The 20,656-nt window shown below is 70.2% G+C and carries 23 protein-coding genes; 14 read left to right on the forward strand and 9 right to left on the reverse strand.

What is annotated here, in order from left to right; translation table 11 throughout:
• Position 1 precedes the first annotated feature (1 nt).
• Together RAMLITH_RS07935 and RAMLITH_RS07940 are read left to right on the forward strand one after the other, a co-directional pair.
• The gene (locus RAMLITH_RS07935; protein WP_168106830.1) at positions 2 to 505 is read left to right on the forward strand and encodes a GlcG/HbpS family heme-binding protein; all 504 of its coding nucleotides are present in this window, start codon (positions 2 to 4) and stop codon (positions 503 to 505) included.
• A 24-nt stretch (positions 506 to 529) separates the two neighbouring features.
• Complete coding sequence (locus tag RAMLITH_RS07940) at positions 530 to 919, forward strand: DUF302 domain-containing protein (protein ID WP_168106831.1); 390 nt, start codon at positions 530 to 532, stop codon at positions 917 to 919.
• Here RAMLITH_RS07940 and RAMLITH_RS07945 read toward each other — a convergent pair whose 3' ends face one another.
• Together RAMLITH_RS07945 and RAMLITH_RS07950 are read right to left on the reverse strand one after the other, a co-directional pair.
• Positions 920 to 2,323, reverse strand: coding sequence for an ATP-binding protein (locus tag RAMLITH_RS07945; protein ID WP_337786119.1), 1,404 nt, complete (start codon positions 2,321 to 2,323; stop codon positions 920 to 922). It abuts the gene before it with no gap.
• Positions 2,320 to 3,045, reverse strand: a complete 726-nt coding sequence (locus tag RAMLITH_RS07950; RefSeq protein ID WP_168106832.1) for a response regulator — start codon at positions 3,043 to 3,045, stop codon at positions 2,320 to 2,322. Before RAMLITH_RS07950 ends, RAMLITH_RS07945 begins: the two co-directional genes overlap by 4 nt.
• A gap of 203 nt (positions 3,046 to 3,248) precedes the next feature.
• Between RAMLITH_RS07950 and RAMLITH_RS07955 the strand changes: the two genes are divergently transcribed.
• From RAMLITH_RS07955 to RAMLITH_RS07965, 3 genes are all read left to right on the forward strand, one after another.
• Complete coding sequence (locus RAMLITH_RS07955) at positions 3,249 to 3,875, forward strand: Spy/CpxP family protein refolding chaperone (RefSeq protein WP_168106833.1); 627 nt, start codon at positions 3,249 to 3,251, stop codon at positions 3,873 to 3,875.
• An 86-nt stretch (positions 3,876 to 3,961) separates the two neighbouring features.
• Positions 3,962 to 4,636 (forward strand): general secretion pathway protein GspB, encoded by a 675-nt coding sequence (locus RAMLITH_RS07960; protein ID WP_168106834.1) that lies wholly within the window; start codon positions 3,962 to 3,964, stop codon positions 4,634 to 4,636.
• Between the two features lie 160 nt (positions 4,637 to 4,796).
• Complete coding sequence (locus tag RAMLITH_RS07965; RefSeq protein WP_420376899.1) at positions 4,797 to 5,216, forward strand: DsrE family protein; 420 nt, start codon at positions 4,797 to 4,799, stop codon at positions 5,214 to 5,216.
• Here the strand turns inward: RAMLITH_RS07965 and RAMLITH_RS07970 are convergent.
• Positions 5,206 to 6,186 (reverse strand): LysR family transcriptional regulator, encoded by a 981-nt coding sequence (locus RAMLITH_RS07970; protein WP_168106836.1) that lies wholly within the window; start codon positions 6,184 to 6,186, stop codon positions 5,206 to 5,208. The two genes, RAMLITH_RS07965 and RAMLITH_RS07970, sit on opposite strands and share 11 nt — an antisense overlap.
• Positions 6,187 to 6,283: 97 nt before the next feature.
• Here RAMLITH_RS07970 and RAMLITH_RS07975 point away from each other — a divergent pair, with 97 nt between their 5' ends.
• The 9 genes from RAMLITH_RS07975 to gph all read left to right on the forward strand — a co-directional run bounded on the left by RAMLITH_RS07975 (position 6,284) and on the right by gph (position 15,494).
• Positions 6,284 to 7,738 carry a ribulose-bisphosphate carboxylase large subunit gene (locus RAMLITH_RS07975; protein WP_168106837.1) on the forward strand — a complete coding sequence of 485 codons (1,455 nt, stop codon included), beginning with the start codon at positions 6,284 to 6,286 and terminating at the stop codon, positions 7,736 to 7,738.
• 69 nt (positions 7,739 to 7,807) lie between these two features.
• Positions 7,808 to 8,242 carry a ribulose bisphosphate carboxylase small subunit gene (locus RAMLITH_RS07980; RefSeq protein WP_168106838.1) on the forward strand — a complete coding sequence of 145 codons (435 nt, stop codon included), beginning with the start codon at positions 7,808 to 7,810 and terminating at the stop codon, positions 8,240 to 8,242.
• A gap of 13 nt (positions 8,243 to 8,255) precedes the next feature.
• Positions 8,256 to 9,200, forward strand: coding sequence for a CbbX protein (cbbX, locus tag RAMLITH_RS07985; RefSeq protein ID WP_238344076.1), 945 nt, complete (start codon positions 8,256 to 8,258; stop codon positions 9,198 to 9,200).
• 10 nt (positions 9,201 to 9,210) lie between these two features.
• A complete protein-coding gene (locus tag RAMLITH_RS07990) occupies positions 9,211 to 9,951 on the forward strand; it encodes an HAD-IA family hydrolase (protein WP_337786120.1) in 741 nt (246 codons plus the stop codon).
• Positions 9,948 to 10,649, forward strand: coding sequence for a ribulose-phosphate 3-epimerase (gene rpe, locus RAMLITH_RS07995; RefSeq protein WP_420376894.1), 702 nt, complete (start codon positions 9,948 to 9,950; stop codon positions 10,647 to 10,649). The genes RAMLITH_RS07990 and rpe overlap by 4 nt, the downstream gene beginning before the upstream one ends.
• 25 nt (positions 10,650 to 10,674) lie before the next feature.
• Positions 10,675 to 11,766 carry a class 1 fructose-bisphosphatase gene (locus tag RAMLITH_RS08000; protein ID WP_168106840.1) on the forward strand — a complete coding sequence of 364 codons (1,092 nt, stop codon included), beginning with the start codon at positions 10,675 to 10,677 and terminating at the stop codon, positions 11,764 to 11,766.
• A 22-nt stretch (positions 11,767 to 11,788) separates the two neighbouring features.
• Positions 11,789 to 12,673: a phosphoribulokinase gene (locus RAMLITH_RS08005; RefSeq protein ID WP_168106841.1), complete on the forward strand. Its 885-nt coding sequence runs from the start codon at positions 11,789 to 11,791 to the stop codon at positions 12,671 to 12,673.
• A gap of 11 nt (positions 12,674 to 12,684) precedes the next feature.
• Positions 12,685 to 14,763, forward strand: coding sequence for a transketolase (tkt, locus tag RAMLITH_RS08010; RefSeq protein WP_168106842.1), 2,079 nt, complete (start codon positions 12,685 to 12,687; stop codon positions 14,761 to 14,763).
• Complete coding sequence (gene gph, locus RAMLITH_RS08015; protein ID WP_337786121.1) at positions 14,760 to 15,494, forward strand: phosphoglycolate phosphatase; 735 nt, start codon at positions 14,760 to 14,762, stop codon at positions 15,492 to 15,494. The genes tkt and gph overlap by 4 nt, the downstream gene beginning before the upstream one ends.
• Here gph and RAMLITH_RS08020 read toward each other — a convergent pair.
• The 6 genes from RAMLITH_RS08020 to RAMLITH_RS08045 form a co-directional block, all read right to left on the reverse strand.
• On the reverse strand, positions 15,488 to 15,898 hold the full coding sequence (locus tag RAMLITH_RS08020) for a host attachment protein (protein WP_168106843.1): 411 nt from the start codon (positions 15,896 to 15,898) through the stop codon (positions 15,488 to 15,490). The two genes, gph and RAMLITH_RS08020, sit on opposite strands and share 7 nt — an antisense overlap.
• Positions 15,899 to 16,009: 111 nt before the next feature.
• A complete protein-coding gene (locus RAMLITH_RS08025) occupies positions 16,010 to 16,852 on the reverse strand; it encodes a universal stress protein (RefSeq protein WP_181017762.1) in 843 nt (280 codons plus the stop codon).
• An 83-nt stretch (positions 16,853 to 16,935) separates the two neighbouring features.
• Entirely contained in the window at positions 16,936 to 17,580 is a 645-nt protein-coding gene (locus RAMLITH_RS08030; RefSeq protein WP_168106844.1) for a response regulator, read from the reverse strand.
• Positions 17,577 to 19,058, reverse strand: coding sequence for a PAS domain-containing sensor histidine kinase (locus tag RAMLITH_RS08035; protein ID WP_337786122.1), 1,482 nt, complete (start codon positions 19,056 to 19,058; stop codon positions 17,577 to 17,579). Before RAMLITH_RS08035 ends, RAMLITH_RS08030 begins: the two co-directional genes overlap by 4 nt.
• Positions 19,059 to 19,151: 93 nt before the next feature.
• A complete protein-coding gene (locus tag RAMLITH_RS08040; protein ID WP_168106845.1) occupies positions 19,152 to 19,745 on the reverse strand; it encodes a hypothetical protein in 594 nt (197 codons plus the stop codon).
• 86 nt (positions 19,746 to 19,831) lie between these two features.
• On the reverse strand, positions 19,832 to 20,494 hold the full coding sequence (locus RAMLITH_RS08045; protein WP_168106846.1) for a phosphoribosyltransferase: 663 nt from the start codon (positions 20,492 to 20,494) through the stop codon (positions 19,832 to 19,834).
• Between the last annotated feature and the right edge of the window lie 162 nt (positions 20,495 to 20,656).

Here is a 20,656-nt window from a genome sequence, read left to right on the forward strand (position 1 = left end):
CATGACAAACCACTTCCGACGTCTCGCCATCCTGGCGGGAGCCGCCCTGGCGGTCGCCGCCGCCAGCGCGCAGCAGGCCACGTACCAGGTGCGCTCGATCACGCCCGAGGCGGCGCTGAAGGCGGCCAGCGCCGCCCTCGCCGCGTGCCAGAAGAACGGCCACCAGGTCGCTGTCGCCGTCACCGATCGTGCCGGCCATCCGCTGGTGATGCTGCGCGACCGCCATGCCGGCCCGCACACGCCGCAGACCGCGATCGGGAAGGCCTACACCGCCCTCAGCTTCAAGCTGAACACGACCGAGTTCGTGCGTGCGACGCAGGCGGGGCAGCCGGCGTCCGGAATCCGCGACCTGCCGGGCGTGGTGGCGGTCGGCGGCGGCTGGCCGATCGAAGGCGGCGGCTCGCTGGTGGCGGCCATCGGCGTCTCGGGGGCGCCGGGAGGCGACGCCGACGACGTGTGCGCCAAGGCCGGGATCGCCGCGATCCGCGACGACCTGGAATTCTGAAGCATTCGACGCAAGGAGCATCGCATGAGCAACTATGTCTTCGGCAAGACGGTGGGCCTGTCTTTCGACGAGGCCGTGCAGAAGGTCACCGACGAACTGGCCAAGGTCGGATTCGGGGTGCTGACCGACATCGACGTGCGCGCCACGATGAAGAAGAAGATCGGCGTGGAGATGCCGCCGTACCGCATCCTCGGCGCCTGCAATCCGCAGTACGCGAACCGTGCCATCGCCGCGGAGCCCCAGATCGGCGCCCTGCTGCCGTGCAACGTGGTGGTCCGGCAGGACGCCGCCGGCACGGTGCACGTCGAAGTGATGGACCCGCGCGCCGTCATGGGCCTGGTGCAGCACCCCGACGTCCCGGCGCTGGCTGGCGAGGTCCGCGGCAAGCTGGAGCAGGCCCTGGCCGCGGTCTGATCAGGAGGGCCGCGGCAGCGTCAGCACCGCCTCCAGGCCCTTGACCGGCCGGTTGCGCAGCACGATGTCGCCACCGTGCATGTGCGCGATGTTGCGCGCGATCGCCAGCCCGAGGCCGGTGCCGCCGGTTTCGCGGCTGCGTGACTGCTCGAGGCGATAGAAGGGTTCGAACACCTTTTCCAGTTCGGAGGGCGGGATGCCCGGGCCTTCGTCGAGGACGCGCAGCGTCAGGCTCGGCGACGAGTCCTCGACCTGCACGGTGGCGCGCTCGCCGTACAGGACGGCGTTGTCGATCAGGTTGCCCAGGCAGCGCTTCAACAGCGACACCCGCGCCGGGTACGGCGCGGCCGCCTGCCCTTGCACGGTGACGCTGCGCCCCATCGCCTCGTTGTCCGACTGCAGGCTCTCCAGCAGCGCCATCACGTCCACGTCCTGCCGCGCCTCCTGGCCGCCCATGCCGCGCATGAACTCCAGCGTGTGCGTGACCATGGCCTCCATCTCCTTGAGGTCGGACTCGAAGCGGTGGCGCAGTTCGTCGTCGTCAAGCAGGTCGGCGCGCAGCCGCATGCGGGTGATCGGCGTCTTCAGGTCGTGCGACATCGCGGCGAAGATGCGGGTGCGGTCCTCGATGAAGCGCACCAGCCGCCCCTGCATCGTGTTGAAGGCGCGCGCTGCCTGCCGGATCTCGAGCGGACCTTCCTCCGCCAGCGGCGGCCGGTGGATGTCGCGGCCCAGCGCCTCCGCCGCACCGGCCAGCACGTGCAGCGGCCGGGTGACCCAGCGCACCGCCACGTAGGAGAGCACGAGCACCGCCACCAAGAGCACGGCCAGCGTCAGCGCCAGGCGCCACGGCAGCGTCGAGGACGAGGACGGCAGTTCGCTCTCGAAGCGGGCCCAGCGGCCATCGCGCAACTGCACCTGCGCGCGCAGGATGGGCCCGGGCGGCCCCATGCCCCTCGGCAGCCCCCCTGGGCCCGCGCCCATCATGTGGCGGTGGCCGGCGCCTGGCGGCCAGGGCCGCTCGAAGCCGGCCGCCGGCTCGACCCGGATCTCGCGCGGCTCCCCGAGCGAGGCAAGCAGCATTGCGGCGAACGACGCGGCGCGAGGCGTGGCGTCGTCGGCCGCCCGCGATGGCGCCGGCGCATCGGCCAGGACGACGACGAGCGGCGGCACGTTCAGCACGGCGACGATCCGCTCGCGCTCGGCGCTTCCCAGCGGATCCAGCAGCTTCACGACGTCGGCGATGCGCTGCGCCTGCCGCATGCCGCCGGCCGCCAGCAGCAGCCGGTCGCGCTCGGCGAGGTTGATCGCCGCGCTGAGCAGCTGCGCCAGCAGCAGGCCGCTGCCAAGCACCAGCATCAGCCGCCCGAACAGCGACTGCGGCAACCAGCGCGCCGCCTTCACCCGCCCTCCCCGCCCACCGGGACGGACAGCACGTAGCCTTCGCCGCGCACCGTCTTGATCATGGCGGCGTCACGGGAGCCGTCGCCCAGGCGCCGGCGCAGCCGGCTGACCTGCACGTCGATGCTGCGGTCCAGCGCGTCGGCCTCGCGCCCCTGCGTCATCTCCATCAGCTGGTCGCGCGTGAGCACCCGGTTCGGATGACCCAGGAAGATCCGCAGCAGCCGGTACTCGGCCCCGCCGATGGGGCTCACGACGCCTTCGGGCGAGACGAGCTGCCGCTGCACCGTGTCCAGCGTCCAGCCGCCGAAGCGGATGTCGCGCTCCTCCTCCGGCCTCAGGTTCGGCGGCAGGCTGCGCGCGCGCCGCAGGATCACCTTGATGCGCGCCAGCAGCTCGCGCGCGCTGAACGGCTTGGGCAGGTAGTCGTCGGCGCCCATCTCCAGGCCGACGATCCGGTCGGTCTCCTCGCCGCGCGCCGTCAGCATGATCACCGGAATGTCCGAGCGCGTGCGCAGCGTGCGGCACAAGGTGAGCCCGTCGTCGCCGGGCAGCATGAGGTCCAGGACGATCAGGTCGAACCGGGCGCGGTCCAGCGCCTGCCACATGGCGCGCCCGTCCGCCACCGCCGTCGTGCGCAGGCCGTTCTTTTCGAGATAGCGTCCGAGCAGCGTGCGGATCTCGGCGTCGTCGTCGACGATGAGGATGTGGTCCGGCCGGTCCATACCCCGTATTACAGCCGGTTCGCGCGGCGGGCCGCCAGCGCCACGTAACACAGCATGTCAACCGGCGGAGACGTCGCACTGCGCGACAAAAAGGCCGTTCCATGACATTCGCCGCTTACATCCAGCCGCTTCAATGCAGTCATGGCAGGAGGCCCTGCCATGGCCGGCCAGGCCAGCGCAATGGCAACCAGACAGGAGTCATCATGAAACGCAGCACCAGGATCATTGCCGCCGTCGCCGCGGCCGCCGCCCTCGGCATCGCCGGCGTCGTCTCCGCCCACCCCGGCTTCGGCATGGGCCCGGGCTATGGCATGGGCCCGGGCTATGGCATGGGCCCGGGCTATGGCATGGGCCCGGGACACGGCATGGGACCCGGCTATGGCATGGGCATGGGCATGGGCCGCGGCATGGGCCCCGGGTACGGCATGGGCCCCGGGTACGGCATGGGGCCGGGCGGCCGGGGAGCCGGCCCCGGCTTCGACGCCACCGCCGCGGTCGCCGGACAGCTCGCCGCGCTTCGGACCCAGCTGAAGATCACGCCGGCGCAGGAAGGCGCGTGGAAGGCCTACGAGAAGGTGGTGACGGAACAGGCCACCGCGATGCAGGCCCAGCGCGACCAGTTCCACGCCCAGTGGCAGAACGCCCAGCCGGGCGCGACCCCGCCCGACATGGCGGCCCACCACCAGGCGATGTCGTCGCTGCGCGAATCGTCGTGGAAGGCGCAGAACGCGGCGCGGCAGGAGTTGTTCGCCGCCCTGACGCCAGAGCAGCGCGCCATCGCCGACCGCTCCTTCGGTCCGATGGGCGCGCGCCGCTTCGGCCCCAGGTGATCCCAGGCTCAGCCGGTCCGGAGCCGGTACGATCCTGCTGTCCGCCCGGCCCGATGGCCGGCGGGCGGCAGACAGAGGATCGCACCATGCAGCATTTCGAACCTCGACCGGCAAACCGGCGCCACCCCGCGCCGGTGTCGCTGGTGGCCGCGACGCTCCTGGCCGCGCTGGGCGTCGGGACACAGGCCCAGACGCTGGCGCCGGGCACCGCACCTGCCGCGGCGCCTGGGTTTCCCGCACCCGCCGTCCCTGCGGCGGGCGTTGCGAGTGCTCCCGCTCACGGCCTGCCCGGTGGGCCCGCCGTCGCGGCGCCGCAAGGCATGCTTCCCACGCCCGGCGTGTCACCGGTCGCTCCCGCCGTGGCGGCCCCGCCGGCAGGCACGACGCCGGTGCAGCCGTTTCCTGGCGCGGCGATGGGCGCGCCGGGCTACAACGCCGCGGTGCCGCAGCCGGTGCGGCCGGACGCAATGCCGCAGCCGGGCCGGCCGGCTTTCGCCGCGCCGCCGCCCGCCGCGCGCGCGCCGGTGCCGGCGCTGCCGACGGTGCAATCGCCGCCCGTGAAGGGACTGCCGGCGGACGCGCCGAAGCTCGTCATCAACGGCGGCGTGCATTCACCCAATCCGGCGCGGCGCAGGGTGATCGTGAATGGCCAGGTCGTGCGCGAAGGGGCCGACCTCGGCGCGGGCGTGGTGCTCGAGCAGATCAAGCCGGACAGCGTTGTCCTCGGCTTTCGCGGCGAGCACTTCCACGTGATGTACTGACCGCCGTGCCGCCGCCGCGGCGGGCCGCGGATGCAGAAAAACCCTGAACCTGAATATCGGTCATTGGTGATGTAATGATCTGTGGCAGGCTGGCCGTGCCGCGCGCGCGCCGCCTGCCTTTTTTTCGGATCGAGAGCACAGGGAGACAACAGTGAACCGCATCGCCGCCTTCTTCATCGCCTTGACGGCCAGCTTCCTGGTGTGGGGCAGCGCCCTCGCCCAGGACAAGGTGGTCTATCACATCGACAACGCGGAAGCCCAGGCCACCAAGGGACTGCGCAACATCCGCAACCACCTCGACGTCGCGCCGGACACGAAGATCGTCGTCGTCACGCACGCCGACGGCGTCGACTTCCTGATGGAAGGCGCCAAGGACAGGAAGAATCCCAACATCGACTACGCGTCGCTGGTGAGCGCCCTCAAGTCGCGGGGGGTCCGGTTCGAGGTCTGCGAGATCACGCTGCGCAACCGCAACCTCAAGAAAGACCAGTTCATCATGGACGCCGAGTTCACCCCGTCGGGCGTCGCGCGCATCGGCCAGCTGCAGCAGCGCGAGAAGTTCGCCTACATCAAGCCTTGACGGCGCGGCGCCGCCGCGGCGGGGACGGTTCCGGCGCCGCCAGCGGCAGGTGCGCCGAGAAATGCTCGGCGAGGTAGGCCTCGCCGCGCTCCAGCACGAAGTAGCGGAACGCCTCGGCCGCCGGCGACAGCACCTTCGACAGCGTGTGCACCACGTTCCACGCCCGCACCACGGGCGAGCCCTCCACGTGCAGCAGCGCCAGCAGCCGGTTGTCGAGTTCGAGCTGCAGCGTGTGCAGCGACAGGAAGCTGATGCCCATGCCGGCCATGACGGCCTGCTTGATGGTCTCGTTGCTGCCCATCTCCATGTCGATGCGCGGCTCCAGGCGAGCCTCCTCCAGGAACTTCTCGAGCGCCGCGCGCGTGCCCGAGCCCTGCTCGCGCACGATGAAGCCCCAGGGCCGCAGCGACTCCACCGTCGGCGTGCCGCCCTCCTTCACCAGCGGATGGTCGACGGGCGCGACGAACACGTGCGGATGCGCCGCGAACGGCTCCGCGCGCGTGGCCAGTTCCCGCGGCGGGCGCCCCATCACGGCGACGTCCACTTCGTTGCCCTGCAGCATCTTCACCAGCTTCTCGCGGTTGCCTTCGGCCAGCCGGATCTCCACCCCCTCGTGCTCGCGCCGGAATTCGGCCAGCAGCCGCGGCAGGAAGTATTTCGCCGTGCTGACCATCCCGATGGTCAGGGTGCCGGCCTCGACGTGCTTGAGCCGCGCGGCCGCATCCTCCGCATCCTTCAGCGTGGCGAGCATGCGGCGCGCGTAGACCAGCATGTACTCGCCCGGCGTCGTGAGCGAAACCGCGCGCCCGCTGCGGTCGAACAACGGCAGCCCGACGTCGGCCTCCAGCTCCTTGACCTGCATCGTCACCGCCGGCGGCGTCAGATGCAGCGCCTGCGCGGCCTTGCTGAAGCTGAGGTGGCGCGCGACCTCGCTGAACACGCGCAGCTGGCGGAAGGTGGCGTTCTTCATTCACGGAACCTGAATCACGAGTGAAGAAAGTTTGAATGTACCTTATTTAAGCGAATACTTATAGTCCGCCCATTCGAGCAGCCAACCAGGAGCAACGATGGGCGACACGCAGATCACCGACGCGAAGAAGCGCTACAGCGCGGGCGTCCTCAAATACCGGCAGATGGGCTACTGGGTGCCCGACTACCAGCCGAAGGACACCGACGTCCTGTGCCTGTTCCGGATCACGCCGCAGGAAGGCGTGGAGCCCGAGGAAGCAGCGGCTGCGGTGGCGGGCGAATCGTCCACCGCCACGTGGACTGTCGTGTGGACCGATCGTCTGACTGCCTGCGACAGTTATCGCGCGAAGGCGTACCGCTGCGAACCGGTGCCCAACGCGCCGGGCCAGTATTTCGCGTGGGTCGCCTACGACCTGATCCTGTTCGAGGAGGGCTCCATCGCCAACATGACGGCGAGCCTGATCGGCAACGTGTTCTCGTTCAAGCCGCTGAAGGCCGCGCGCCTGGAGGACATCCGCATCCCGGTGGCTTATGTGAAGACCTTCAAGGGGCCGCCGACCGGCCTGGTGGTCGAACGCGAGCGCCTGGACAAGTTCGGCCGCCCGCTGCTCGGCGCCACCACCAAGCCGAAGCTGGGCCTGTCGGGCCGCAACTACGGCCGGGTGATCTACGAGGGCCTCAAGGGCGGCCTCGATTTCATGAAGGACGACGAGAACATCAACTCGCAGCCATTCATGCACTGGCGCGACCGCTTCCTGTACGTGATGGACGCCGTCAACAAGGCGCAGGCCGTCACCGGCGAAGTGAAGGGTTCGTACCTGAACGTCACGGCCGGCACGATGGAAGCGATGTACGAGCGCGCCGGGTTCGCCAGGGAGCTCGGGTCGGTGGTGGTCATGGTGGACCTGGTGATCGGCTGGACCGCGATCCAGTCGATGGCCGAATGGTGCCGCCGCAACGACATGGTGATGCACATGCACCGCGCCGGCCACGGCACCTATACCCGGCAGAAGAACCACGGCGTGAGCTTCCGCGTGATTGCCAAGTGGCTGCGCCTGGCCGGCTGCGACCACCTGCACGCCGGCACGGCGGTCGGCAAGCTGGAGGGCGATCCGCTCACCGTGCAAGGCTATTACAACGTCTGCCGCGACAGCTACACCAAGACCGACCTGCCGCGCGGCCTGTACTTCGACATGGACTGGGCCGACACCAAGAAGGTGATGCCGGTCGCCTCTGGCGGCATCCACGCCGGCCAGATGCACCAGCTGCTGGACCTGTTCGGCGACGACTGCATCCTGCAGTTCGGCGGCGGCACCATCGGCCACCCGCAAGGCATCCAGGCCGGCGCGGTGGCGAATCGCGTCGCGCTGGAGGCCATGGTCAAGGCGCGCAACGAAGGCGTGGACCTGCTGCTGGAAGGACCCGAGGTGCTGCGCAAGGCTGCCCAGTGGTGCGGTCCGTTGAAGGCGGCGCTCGACACCTGGGGCGACGTCACCTTCAACTACCAGTCCACCGACAGCAGCGACTATGCGGTGACGCCGGCGGTCGCCTAAGCCAAAAACCAGGTGCCGGACCAACAAGCGACAGCGGTTGCCCGGGCACCTCTGATCAGGAGCAAGACCATGATGACCAACCCCACAGGCCGGCTGACGCAAGGCCAGTTCAGTTTCCTGCCCGACCTGACCGACGCCGAGATCTCGCTGCAGATCCAGTACGGGCTGGACCGGGGCCATGCCTGGAGCGTCGAGTACACCGACGACCCGCATCCGCGCAACACCTACTGGGAGATGTTCGGCATGCCGATGTTCGACCTGAAGGACGCCGCCGGCGTGCTCGCGGAAGTGAACGAATGTCGCAAGGCCTTCCCGCGCCACTACATCCGCCTGATGGCCTTCGACTCCACCCGGGGCATCGAGTCGATCGCCATGAGTTTCATCGTGAACCGCCCCGACCCCGAGCCGGGCCTTGCGCTGGAGCGGCAGGAGGTCGGCGGCCGCACGATGCGCTACACGACGCGCGCCGACGCTGCCGGCAAGCCGGAAGCCGAGCGCTCCTGAGCCGGGACCATCCATGAACCAGCCTGTGCCGATGTTCCGGCCGGCCGCGTCGGCCGCGGCCGTGCCAGCCGACACGACGCCGCCGCGCCTCGCGCGCTCCGTCGGCGAAGTGCTGGCGCAATCGCAGGTCGAGTCCGTGCTGGAAGAACTGGACCGGGATCTGGTCGGCCTCGCGCCGGTCAAGTCCCGCATCCGCGACATCGCCGCGCTGCTGGTGATCGACAAGCTGCGGCTGAACCTGGAACTCACGGCGCGCACGCCCAGCCTGCATATGTCCTTCACCGGCAATCCGGGCACCGGCAAGACCACGGTGGCCATGCGCATGGCGCAGATCCTGCACCGCCTGGGTTACGTGCGCAAAGGCCACCTGGTCGCCGTCACCCGCGACGACCTGGTCGGCCAGTACATCGGCCATACGGCGCCGAAGACCAAGGAAGTGCTGAAGAAGGCGATGGGCGGCGTGCTGTTCATCGACGAGGCGTATTACCTGTACCGGCCCGAGAACGAGCGCGACTACGGGCAGGAAGCCATCGAGATCCTGCTCCAGGTGATGGAGAACCAGCGCGACGACATCGTCGTGATCCTCGCCGGCTACAAGGACCGCATGGACACCTTCTTCCAGAGCAACCCCGGCATGAGCTCGCGGATCGCGCACCACCTCGACTTCCCGGACTACGCGCCGCGGGAACTGCTGGAGATCGCCTCGAAGATGCTGTCGGCCCAGGACTACCGGCTGGGCGACGGCGCCGTGCAGGCACTCGAGCGTTACCTGGCGCTGCGCGTCGCGCAGCCGCACTTCGCCAACGCCCGCAGCGTGCGCAACGCGCTGGACCGGGCGCGCCTGCGGCAGGCGAGCCGCCTGTTCGGCGAGCGCGACCGCGAACTCACGGCGGCGGAACTCACCACGATCGAGGCCCAGGACATCCTGGCCAGCCGCGTCTTCCAGACCACCACCTGAGGAAGCGACCGTGAAGCCCATCCCGCTGCAAGCCCTGATCTTCGACGTCGACGGCACGCTCGCCGACACCGAGCGGGCCCACCGCGCCGCGTTCAACCATGCGTTCGCGCAGGCCGGCTTCGACTGGCACTGGGACGAGCCGCTGTACACGCGCCTGCTCGACGTCTCCGGCGGCAGGGAGCGGATCCTGCATTACTGGAAGACGATTCGCGGCGGGGTCCTCGACGTGAGCGGCAGCGGCGTCGCCGACACAGTGCAGCGCCTGCACGACCTGAAGACCGCCGCCTACGAAGCCATGGTCAACAGCGGCGCCGTGTCGCTGCGTCCCGGCGTGCTGGAGCTGATCGGCCAGGCCCGGGCGCAAGGCATCAGCGTCGCCATCGCCACCACCACGTCGCCGGTGAACATCGCGGCGCTGCTGCGGCGAGCCATGGGTGCCGACTGGCGCCTGAACTTCTCGGTGATCGCCGATGCGTCGACCGCGCCGGTCAAGAAGCCGCACCCGCAGGTCTACCTGCAGGCGCTCGCCGCGATGAACCTGCCGGCCGCTGCCTGCCTCGCGTTCGAGGACTCGGCCAACGGCCTGCGGGCGGCGACCGGCGCCGGGCTGGCGACCATCGTCACGCCGACGCGCTTCACCGGCCACCACGACTTCAGCGGAGCGCTGCGGGTGCTGCTGGACCTGGGCGGCGTCGGGATCGGCGCCTTGCGGGAATGGCGCGCCGCCCAGCGCGCAGGAGCCGCGGCGTGAGGGCCCGCGACATCCGCATCGCGCCGTCGCTGCTGTCGGCCGACTTCGCGCGGCTCGGCGAGGAAGTGCGCGCGATCGAGGCCGCCACCGCCGACCTCGTGCACTTCGACGTGATGGACAACCATTACGTGCCGAACCTCACCATTGGCCCCATGGTCTGCGAGGCGGTGCGGCGACACACCACGCTGCCGATCGACGTCCACCTGATGGTCGAGCCGGTCGACGCCCTGGTGCCGCTGTTCGCCAAGGCCGGCGCTTCGATCATCACCTTCCACCCGGAAGCCTCCCGGCATGTCGACCGCACGCTGGCCCTGATCAGGGAGCAGGGCTGCCAGGCCGGGCTGGTGTTCAACCCGGCGACGCCGCTGGACTGGGCCACGCACGTGATGGACAAGCTGGACATGATCCTGATCATGAGCGTCAACCCCGGCTTCGGCGGCCAGCAGTTCATCGAGGCCACGCTGCCGAAACTGCGCGAGGCCCGGCAGCGCATCGATGCCCATGCCGCGCGCGGCGGCCGCCCGATCCGGCTGGAGGTCGACGGCGGCGTCAAGGCCGACAACATCGCCCGCATCGCCCGCGCCGGGGCCGACACCTTCGTCGCCGGCAGCGCCGTGTTCGGCGCGCCCGATCCCGACGGCGGCTACCGCGGCGTGATCGCGCGCCTGCGCGAGCAGGCCGCCGCCACCCTGGACTGAACCCGCGCCTTCCGGAAGCACCGCCATGATCCTCTCGCAACGCCCCACCCTCACGCAGTACCTGATCGACCAGCGCCGGCGGTTTCCGGGCGCGAGCGGCGATTTCAACGCGCTGGTTCTGGACGTCGCCCTGGCCTGCAAGGCCATCGCGCAGGCGGTCGCCTGGGGCGAGCTGGGCGGCATGCTGGGCCACCAGCCCGACGGCGCGAGCGCCGCCATCAACGTGCAGGGCGAGCGGCAGATGCGCCTGGACGTGCTGAGCAACGAGGTGTTCGTGCGCCTGAACGAGTGGGGCGGGCAGCTGGCCGGCATGGCGTCCGAGGAGATGGAGGCGCCCTACCCCATTCCGCAGCGCTATCCGCGCGGCAAGTACCTGCTGCTGTTCGATCCGCTGGACGGATCGAGCAACATCGACGTCAACGTCGCCGTGGGCAGCATCTTCTCGGTGCTGCGGGCGCCCGACGACGCGGCCGGCCGCGACCTCGCCGAAGCCGACTTCCTGCAGCCCGGCACGAAGCAGGTGGCGGCCGGCTATGCAATCTATGGACCGGCGACCATGCTGGTGCTCACCGTCGGCAACGGCGTCGTCGGCTTCACGCTCGATCCGCAACTGGGCGAATTCATGCTCACCCACCCGCACCTGCAGGTGCCGGCCGACACCCGCGAGTTCGCGATCAACGCGTCCAACAGCCGCTTCTGGGAGCCGCCGGTCAAGCGCTACGTCGACGAATGCCTGGCCGGGCGCGACGGGCCCCGCGACAAGGACTTCAACATGCGCTGGATCGCCTCCCTGGTGGCCGAGGCGCACCGCATCCTGATGCGCGGCGGCGTCTTCCTGTATCCGCGCGACATGAAGGACCCGGCAAAGGCCGGGCGCCTGCGGTTGCTGTACGAGGCCAATCCGGTCGCCTTCGTCATGGAACAGGCCGGCGGGCGCGCCAGCACCGGGCACGAGCGCGTGCTGGAGGTCGAGCCGATGCTGCTGCACCAGCGCATCGGGCTGGTGTTCGGGTCGCGCCACGAGGTCGAGCGCATAGAACGCTACCACGCCGAGCCGCAGGGCCAGGGGCTGGAGGCACCGCTGTTCGCCGAGCGCAGCCTGTTCCGCGCCGCCTAGGGATTCACATCGAGAGGGCCTCATGTCAGAACGCCATCCCATCATCGCCATCACCGGCTCGTCCGGCGCCGGCACCACGTCGGTCACCCGCACCTTCGAGAACATCTTCCGCCGCGAAGGCGTCAACGCCGCCGTCATCGAGGGCGACAGCTTCCACCGCTACAACCGCGAGGAGATGAAGATGCGCCAGGCCGAAGCGGAGCAGGCCGGTGACCGCAACTTCAGCCACTTCGGGCCCGAGAACAACCTGTTCCCCGAGCTCGAGCAGTTGTTCCGCAGCTATGGCGAGACCGGCAGCGGCCAGCGCCGCCGCTACCTGCACGACGACGAGGAGGCCGCGCCGTACAAGCAGCCGCCCGGCACGTTCACACCGTGGGAGGAGGTCCCGCCGGCCACCGACCTGCTGTTCTACGAGGGACTGCACGGTGCCGTCGTCACCGACGACGTCAACATCGCCAAGTACCCCGACCTGCTGATCGGCGTGGTGCCGGTGATCAATCTGGAATGGATCCAGAAGCTGTGGCGCGACAAGTCCAAGCGCGGCTACTCCACCGAAGCGGTGACCGACACCATCCTGCGCCGCATGCCGGACTATGTGCACTACATCTGCCCGCAGTTCACGCACACCCACGTCAATTTCCAGCGGGTGCCGTGCGTGGACACCTCGAATCCGTTCATCGCCCGCGAGATCCCGGCGCCCGACGAGAGCTTCGTCGTGATCCGCTTCGCCAGGCCCAAGGGCATCGACTTCCAGTACCTGCTGAACATGATCCACGACTCGTTCATGTCGCGCGCCAACACCATCGTGGTCCCAGGCGGCAAGATGGAACTGGCCATGCAGCTGATCTTCACGCCCTTCGTGTGGCGGATGATGGAGCGCCGGCAGCGGGCGCTCGGCAAGGCCTGAGGAGCGCACCGATGCAGAACGCCGTTTCGCCCCAACTCGCCCGCCGCATGGCCGACGCCCTGCGCATGCTCGCCGTCGATGCGGTGGAACGCGCCAGTTCCGGCCACCCCGGCGCCCCGATGGGCATGGCCGACATGGCCCAGGTGCTGTGGCATCGCCACCTGAAGCACAACCCGGCCAATCCGCACTGGCCGGACCGCGACCGCTTCGTCCTGTCCAACGGCCATGCGTCCATGCTGCTCTATGCGCTGCTGCACCTCACCGGCTACGACCTCACGACCGACGACCTGAAGAACTTCCGCCGCCTGCACAGCCGCACGCCGGGCCACCCCGAGGTCGGTGTCACGCCCGGTGTGGAAACCACCACCGGCCCACTGGGCCAGGGCCTGGCCAATGCGGTTGGCATGGCGCTCGCCGAGAAGCTGCTGGCGCAGCAGTTCAACCGCGAACACCAGGGCCGGCGCCACGACATCGTCGACCACTTCACCTACGTGTTCCTCGGCGACGGCTGCCTCATGGAGGGCCTCAGCCACGAGGCCTGTTCGCTGGCCGGCACGCTGGGCCTGTCCAAGCTGGTGGCGCTGTACGACGACAACGGCATCTCGATCGACGGCCACGTGCAGGAGTGGTTCGCCGACGACACGCCCAGGCGCTTCGAGGCCTACGGCTGGAACGTGATCCGCGGCGTCGACGGCCACGACACGCTGCAGCTCGAAGCGGCGTTGCGCGCAGCGCGTGAACTGGCTGCGCGCGGCGAGCGTCCGACGCTGATCTGCTGCAAGACGACGATCGGCAGGGGCTCGCCCAACAAGGCTGGCAGCCACGACGTGCACGGTGCGGCGCTCGGCGCCGACGAAGTGGCGATGACCCGGCGGGCCCTGGGCTGGACCGCGGCCCCGTTCGAGGTGCCGGCCGACGTGGCGCAGGCCTGGGATGCGCGTGAGCGCGGCGCTGCTGCCGAGCGCGAGTGGCGCGAGCGCTTCGAAGCCTATCGCGCGCTGTTTCCCGAAGACGCCGCCGAATTCGAACGCCGCATGCGCGGCGAGCTCACGGCCCGCTATCGCGAGCAGTTGCCGGTTCTGCTGGCCCAGGCCGCCGGGCGTGCCGAAGCGGTCGCCACGCGCAAGGCCAGCCAGCTGGCGCTCGACGCGCTGGCGCCGCTGGTACCGGAATTCTTCGGCGGTTCGGCCGACCTCACGGCTTCCAACCTCACCAACTTCGAGGGCTGCACGCGCGCCGGCCGCGACCGCTGGGGCAATCACCTCTCCTACGGCGTGCGCGAGTTCGCGATGGCGGCGATGATGAACGGCATGGCGCTGCACGGCGGGCATCTGCCGTACGGCGGCACCTTCCTGACGTTCAGCGACTACAGCCGCAACGCGATCCGCATGGCGGCGCTGATGAAGCTGCGCGTCGTGCACGTGCTCACCCACGATTCGATCGGCCTGGGCGAGGACGGCCCCACGCACCAGAGCGTGGAGCACGTCCCGTCCCTGCGCCTCGTCCCCAACCTCGACGTCTGGCGGCCGTGCGACGGCCTGGAAACGGCGGTGGCCTGGAGCTGCGCGATCGAGCGCCCGGATGGCCCGTCCGCGCTGTGCCTGTCGCGGCAGAACCTGCCGCCCGCGGCCCGCGACGCCGCCCTCGCCGCACGCATCCGTCGCGGCGGCTATGTGCTTTCGGACGCCTCCGGTGCGCAGGCCGTGATCCTGGCCACGGGCTCGGAGGTGTCGCTGGCGCTGCAGGCCCAGGCCCAGCTCGGCGCGGAGGGCATCGCGGTGCGCGTCGTCTCGATGCCGTGCACTGCCCGTTTCGACCGCCAACCCCGGGCGTACCGCGACGAGGTGCTGGCGCGCCACCTGCCGGCCGTCGCGGTGGAGGCCGCGCAGCCGGACTTCTGGCACAAGTACGTGGGTCGCGACGGCACAGTGATCGGCATCGCCACCTTCGGCGAGTCGGCTCCGGCCACGGACCTGTATCGGCACTTCGGCATCACCAGCGACGCCATCGCGCAGGCGGTGCGCGCGGTCGTGGCGCCGCACGCGCGCGCCGTCGCCGGCGCCGTCGGCGAGCTGGTGCCGGCGAAGTGAGCAGCGCCGCCGTGCCCCCGCTGCGGCTCGTGATGTTCGACCTGGACGGCACGCTGGTCGCCACGGCCGGCGAGATCCAGGACGCCGTCAACGACACGCTGCAGCAGTTCGGGCTGCCGCTGGTCGAGGAACGGCAGGTGCGGGACTGGATCGGCCATGGCACGCGCACACTCCTGGCGCAGGCGATCGCGTTCGCGGCGGCCAGGCCGGCGGAACTGGTGCGGGCCAGCGACAGCTTCGAAACGCTGGCCGCGGAATTCGCGCGCCACTACGGGCGGCGCTGCGGCACGCGCAGCCGCCTCTATCCGCGCGTGCGGGAGGTGCTGTGGGAACTGCGCCGGTGCGGCGTGCGGCTGGCGGTGGTCACGAACAAGGAGCAGGCTTTCACGAACCTCGTCCTGCAGCAGCACGGCCTCACCCCGCTGCTCGATGCCGTGCTGAACGGCGACACCGCGCCGGCGAAGAAGCCCGATCCGGGGGGCCTGCGGGCCTGCATGGCCGCCTTCGGCGCGCCGCCGCGCCAGTGCCTGCTCGTCGGCGACTCCAGCATCGACGTGGCCGCGGCGCGCGCCGCGGGCGTCCCCGTCTGGGCGGTCACCTATGGCTACAACATGGGCCAGCCGATCGCGCAGGCGGCGCCGGATCGACTGCTGGCCGACCTGCAGCCGCTGCTGGGCCTGGCCGCTGCGCACGGCCTTGCACCGCACGCGCCGACGCCCGCGCGTCAGTGATTCGCCGCGAGTTCCTGCGCGATGCGCTCTTCGATCTCGCTCAGGGTGAAGCCGGTGAGGTCCGCGTCGTGCGCCGCTGCCAGCCGGGCCCGCGTGGCCTTGCCGAACTCCTCCAGCAGTTCGCCCAGGAAGGGGCAGCACGCGAAGACCGTGAGGCTGCGGTAGTGTTCCAGCTGCGCCTCCTGTTCGAGCAGGTGGGCCAGTTCGCGCGCGAACTCGGTGTGCTGGTGGCCGCGGACCCAGTCGGCCTCCAGGTCGCCGAACAGGCTGGGACCGGGGGCGAAGCCGTCGGCCGGCCGCACCGGATGGATGAAGCTCTCGAGGATCACCATGGGGGCGCCCGCGTCCTGTTGCAGCAGGCGCGCGCGCGTGCCATTGGCGATCAGGGTCCAGGCGGGTTTCATCGGTGCATCCGGCGGTGCGGGCCGTCAAGCATAGCGCCAATTGGGGATCACCCCGTTGACTCCCGTCAATCGGCGGGGCAGGCGGGCAGCACCGCGCCCGCCGCGTCCCGCTCAGTGCGCCATCAGCACCGGCAGCGTCATCGAGCGCAGCACCGTCCGCGAGGTCCCGCCCAGCACCCACTCGCGCGCGCGGCTGTGCCCGTAGCAACCCATCACGAGCAGGTCGGCCTCCAGGTCGAACGCGCGCGACAGCAGCAGGTCGCCCAGGTCGGCCGGCTCCACGCCGCCTTCGCGATGCCACACCGGCTCGACGCCGCGCAACTTGAGGTAGCCGTCCAGGTCGAGGCGGGCGCCGCTTACCTGCTCATCGTCCTCGCCCCAGGCCACCACGTGGACCCGGCGCGCGCGCTGCAGCAGCGGTACGGCGGCGCTGACGGCACGCGCGGCTTCGCGGGTGGCTTTCCAGGCAATGACGACGTTCTGCCCGACCGCCGCCGGCAGGCCGGCGAACGGCAGGACCAGCGCCGGCTTGCCGCTGCCGGCCATCACCTGCTCGGGGAAGTCGAACGGGATCCCGGCCGCCTCGCTGTCCTCGGGGTCGTACTGCCCCAGCACCAGCAGGTCGGCGTAGAGCGCCTGCCGCACCACGGCCGGCACGATCGGGTAGTCCTCCACTTCGGCCCAGGCGGCGTGCACGCCGGGCACGGCAGGGCTGCGATCGAAAGCCGCGCGGGCCTGGTCGCGGCGCTCGGCGTCGATCTGGCCGAGGGTGTTCGCGACGCTAGGACCGGCTTCGGGCGCGAACGGCACGACCAGCAGCGCGGGCGTGACCGCATAGAGGGCGGTGACGGCCGCCCCATGCGTCTGCGCGATCGAACGCGCGACTTCCAGGCGCCGGCTGGCATGCGGCGAGGCGTCCAGGTGCACCAGCAGTTGGGTCAGGGATTCCTTCACGGCACCACTCCTTGGCTTGGTTGGCGGTGCAGGAACGGTAGGCCGGGGCCGGCGCGCCCGGATTGACCCGGGTCAAGCCCGGGTCAAGGCTCGATCGAGTCCGCCAGCCCGTGCTTGATCGCGTACCGGATCAGCTCCGTCGCGTTGTTCAGGCCCATCTTCTGCATCAGGTTGGCCTTGTGGGTGCTCACGGTCTTCACGGACAGCTTGAGCCGCGCGGCGATGTCGGTCACCGACACCCCGGCCGCCAGCAAGCGGAACACCTCGAACTCGCGGTCGGACAGCGACGAGTGCGGGTCAACCTCGCTGCCCGGCATCGCGCCGAGCGCGAGCTGCTCCGCCACCTCGGCCGACACGTAGGCGCCGCCGCCGGCGATCTTGCGGATCGCCTGCTCCAGCTGCGAAGGCGCGCTTTCCTTGGTGAGATAGCCGCTCGCGCCCGATTTGATGGCGCGCACGGCGTACTGCAGTTCCTGGTGCATGCTGAGGACCAGGATCCGCAGCTTCGGCTTCTCGGCCCGCACCAGCTTGATCAGCTCCATGCCGCTGCGCCCCGGCATCGACAGATCCAGCACCAGCACGTCGAACTCCAGCTCGCGCACCCGCTGCATCACCTGCGTGCCGTCGGCCGCCTCGCCGAGCACCTGCATGTCCTTCACCTCGGACACGATCCGCTTGAGCCCTTCGCGGACGATGGCGTGGTCGTCGGCAATCACGATCCTGATCACTGCACTGTCTCCTCTTGCTCCACGGGGATCCGGACCTCGATGCGCGTGCCGCGCCCCGGCTCGCTTTCGATGTTGGCGGTGCCCTTGAGCAGGTGCGCCCGCTCGCGCAGGCCCATCAGGCCCAGCGACAAGGGCTTGCGCGGCGCGCCGGTGTCGAAGCCGCGGCCATTGTCGGACACTTCAAGCACCACCGCCCTCGGCGTGCGCGCCACCAGCACGCTCACCTCGGTGGCGGCGGCATGCTTGGCCGCGTTGGCCAGCGACTCCTGCACGATGCGGAACACCGCCGTCGCATACGGCTCCCGCAGCTCGATGTCCTCGTCGACGTTCACCTCGCACGGCACCCCCGTGCGCTGGGTGAAGTTGTTGGCCAGCCACTCGATGGCCGGGTGCAGCCCGAGGTCGTCCAGCAGCAGCGGCCGCAGGTCCGCCGCGATGCGCCGGGTCGCCGCGACCGTGGTGTCGAGCATGGAGACCATCTGCTCCAGTTTGGCGGTCGTCTCCGCCGGCTGCGCGCCCGCGCGGTCGCGCAGCCAGATCGTGTCCATCTTCAGCGCCGTGAGCGACTGGGCCAGCTCGTCGTGCAGCTCGCGCGCGACCCGGCTCTTCTCGCCTTCCCGGATCGCATGGGCCTCGGCGGCGAACTGGCTGAGCTCCTCCTGCGCCTGCACGCGCTCGGAGATGTCGCGCAGGATCACCGTGTACAGCTTGCCTTCGCCGGTGTCCAGCTGGGAGATCGAGGCCTCCATCGGGAACTCCTCGCCGCTCGCGCGCAGCCCGTACAGGATCGTGCCGTCGCCCATGCGCCGCGACGTGGTCCCGGTGCTGCCGAAGCGCCGGACGTGTTCGGCGTGGGTGGCCCGGAAGCGTTCGGGCATCAGGAACTCCACGCTGCGCCCGAGCGCCTGCTGGCTGGGCCAGCCGAAGATCTTCTCCGCGGCGCGGTTGTAGAGGACGATGTGCTGCGTTTCGTCCACCGTGATGATCGCGTCCATGGCGGAGTCCAGCAGCCCGGCCAGGCGGGCGGCCAGCCGGGACTGCTCCTCCTCGGCCCGCAGCCGCTCGGTGATGTCGCGCAGGATCACCGTGTAGAGCTTGCCGCGGGGGGTCTCGAGCTGGGAGATGGACGCGTCCATCGGGAACTCCTCCCCGCTGGCCCGCACCCCGTAGACCACGTTCAGCGCGCCCATCCGGCGCGAGGTCACGCCGGCCTGGCCGAAGCGGCGCACCTGGCTCGCGTGCGTCGCGCGAAAGCGCTGCGGAATCAGTTTCTCCAGCGGCTGGCGCAGGATTTCCTGGCGCGGCCAGCCGAAGATCTTCTCGGCGGCGCGATTGAAGAGGACGATGTTCTGCTGCTCATCGGTGGTGATGATGGCATCCATGGCGGAGTCCAGCACGCCGGCCAGGAGGCCCGCGGCATCACCGGGGTCGCCGGCCAGGGCGGCGACATCAAGACTGCTGATGGAAGAAAGGGGCACGGCTCAGTATGACAGGCGCGACAAGGCCCCCAATTTACCGCAGACCGGCAAGGGACAATGGAGGCGGCCGCGCAGCGGCGGGTCCGGAGGACGCTAATGAATGAGCTGCCAGCCGGCCGACTCGCCCGCGGGCTGGAAGGGGCCGAGCGGGTTGACCTGCTTTTCCACCCGGTCGGTGCTCGCCTGCCCGCCGAAATTGCGGAAGAGCACCATCCCGTCGCTCACGACGAACAGCGCGTCGAACCACCACCCCCGGATGAAGGTGTGGCGGCGCAGGTTCAGGAAGTCGAGCCAGAAGCTGCCCTGGCGCTTGCGGTCCAGCCGCTCGAAGTGGAACAGGTAGCCGCGGCAGGCGGACTGGGCGTGGATGCACTCGCGGATGCCGGGGTCGAGCTGGTCCACCGCCACCCCGGGATGAGGCGCGAGCCGCGCCACGATGTCCGGATACGGGATCAGCGTCACGTTGCTCCCACCCGTCACGTCGAAGCCGAGCGCCTTGAGGTCTTCGGTCCGCGTCTTCAGGCCCTCCACGCGCCTGGCGGCCGCCTCCGCTTCCTCGAACGTGGCGAAACCGGCCGGCGTGTCGGTGGTACCCCGCGGCAGCAGCGAACCGCAGCCGGCCAGCAGCGCGACGGACGCGGCGCCGGCCAGGCCGGCGATGACGCGGGAAAGAGATGCTCGTCCCATTCGTGCGGCACGGCGGGCAGCGCCCACCCGCCGTGGCTCCTTCGAATTGAATATAGGCAGCGGCCCCGCCGCAACGTTGACCGGTGTCAAGCCGGTGGCTGCGGCCGATCGCCCGCGCCGCGCGCCAGGAGGTCGCGCACCGTGTCGTCCGACACCGGGCTGAAGTCGGCGTAGAACTGGCGCGCGTCGTGGAACCCGGGCGCATCGAGCACGCAGACGAATTCGTCGGCCACCGTGCCGATGCGGTCCCCGCCGTCGCACGGCCCGACCGGCACCGCGGCCACCACCCAGGCGGGCTTGGCGCTGCGCAGCGTCTTCAGTGCCGCGCACATCGACGCGCCCGTCACGAGGCAGTCGTCGACCACGATCACCGTGCGCCCTTCGGGCGCCATCGTCGGCCGCGCCGAGTACATCGCGTGCCGCCGGATCAGTTCCACGCTTTCGGCGGCGACGATGGTTTCCAGCTGCGCCGGCGTGACGCCGCACTCGGCGGCCAGTTGCGGATCCACGTACATCGCGCCGCCGCCGGCGATCGCGCCCAGCGCCACCTCCGGTCGCCCGGGCATCGGCAGCTTGCGCACGATCAGCAGCTCCAGCGGCGCGCGCAGCGCCCTTGCCACTTCGGCGGCGACCGGAACGCCGCCGCGCACGAGGGCCATCACGACGACGTCACCACGCCCGGCATAGACCTGCAGCCGTTGCGCAAGGGCCTTGCCCGCGGCGGCGCGGTCGGTGAACGAAGGGATCATGGAGGTGGGACGGTGCGAACGTGCACGTTATTGCACCCGCGGGCCGGCACCGTTGATGCACGTCAACGCGCCCGCCCAACCGTGGCCAAAGGCCGCGCTCCGCCCCGCGACGCTCGACCGGCGGGGCGCGCCGGAGCGTTTGATCGCGGTCAACGAATCCGG

Source organism: Ramlibacter lithotrophicus (genome assembly GCF_012184415.1).
Lineage (GTDB): Bacteria > Pseudomonadota > Gammaproteobacteria > Burkholderiales > Burkholderiaceae_C > Ramlibacter > Ramlibacter lithotrophicus.

What these genes read in the sequence shown, in the direction of transcription:
- RAMLITH_RS07935 (WP_168106830.1), top strand. Translation starts at nt 2, where the DNA reads ATGACAAACCACTTCCGACGTCTCGCCATCCTGGCGGGAGCCGCCCTG.
- RAMLITH_RS07940 (WP_168106831.1), top strand. Translation starts at nt 530, where the DNA reads ATGAGCAACTATGTCTTCGGCAAGACGGTGGGCCTGTCTTTCGACGAG.
- RAMLITH_RS07950 (WP_168106832.1), bottom strand. Translation starts at nt 3,045, where the DNA reads ATGGACCGGCCGGACCACATCCTCATCGTCGACGACGACGCCGAGATC.
- RAMLITH_RS07955 (WP_168106833.1), top strand. Translation starts at nt 3,249, where the DNA reads ATGAAACGCAGCACCAGGATCATTGCCGCCGTCGCCGCGGCCGCCGCC.
- RAMLITH_RS07960 (WP_168106834.1), top strand. Translation starts at nt 3,962, where the DNA reads ATGCAGCATTTCGAACCTCGACCGGCAAACCGGCGCCACCCCGCGCCG.
- RAMLITH_RS07970 (WP_168106836.1), bottom strand. Translation starts at nt 6,186, where the DNA reads ATGAAGAACGCCACCTTCCGCCAGCTGCGCGTGTTCAGCGAGGTCGCG.
- RAMLITH_RS07975 (WP_168106837.1), top strand. Translation starts at nt 6,284, where the DNA reads ATGGGCGACACGCAGATCACCGACGCGAAGAAGCGCTACAGCGCGGGC.
- RAMLITH_RS07980 (WP_168106838.1), top strand. Translation starts at nt 7,808, where the DNA reads ATGATGACCAACCCCACAGGCCGGCTGACGCAAGGCCAGTTCAGTTTC.
- cbbX (WP_238344076.1), top strand. Translation starts at nt 8,256, where the DNA reads ATGAACCAGCCTGTGCCGATGTTCCGGCCGGCCGCGTCGGCCGCGGCC.
- RAMLITH_RS08000 (WP_168106840.1), top strand. Translation starts at nt 10,675, where the DNA reads ATGATCCTCTCGCAACGCCCCACCCTCACGCAGTACCTGATCGACCAG.
- RAMLITH_RS08005 (WP_168106841.1), top strand. Translation starts at nt 11,789, where the DNA reads ATGTCAGAACGCCATCCCATCATCGCCATCACCGGCTCGTCCGGCGCC.
- tkt (WP_168106842.1), top strand. Translation starts at nt 12,685, where the DNA reads ATGCAGAACGCCGTTTCGCCCCAACTCGCCCGCCGCATGGCCGACGCC.
- RAMLITH_RS08020 (WP_168106843.1), bottom strand. Translation starts at nt 15,898, where the DNA reads ATGAAACCCGCCTGGACCCTGATCGCCAATGGCACGCGCGCGCGCCTG.
- RAMLITH_RS08040 (WP_168106845.1), bottom strand. Translation starts at nt 19,745, where the DNA reads ATGGGACGAGCATCTCTTTCCCGCGTCATCGCCGGCCTGGCCGGCGCC.
- RAMLITH_RS08045 (WP_168106846.1), bottom strand. Translation starts at nt 20,494, where the DNA reads ATGATCCCTTCGTTCACCGACCGCGCCGCCGCGGGCAAGGCCCTTGCG.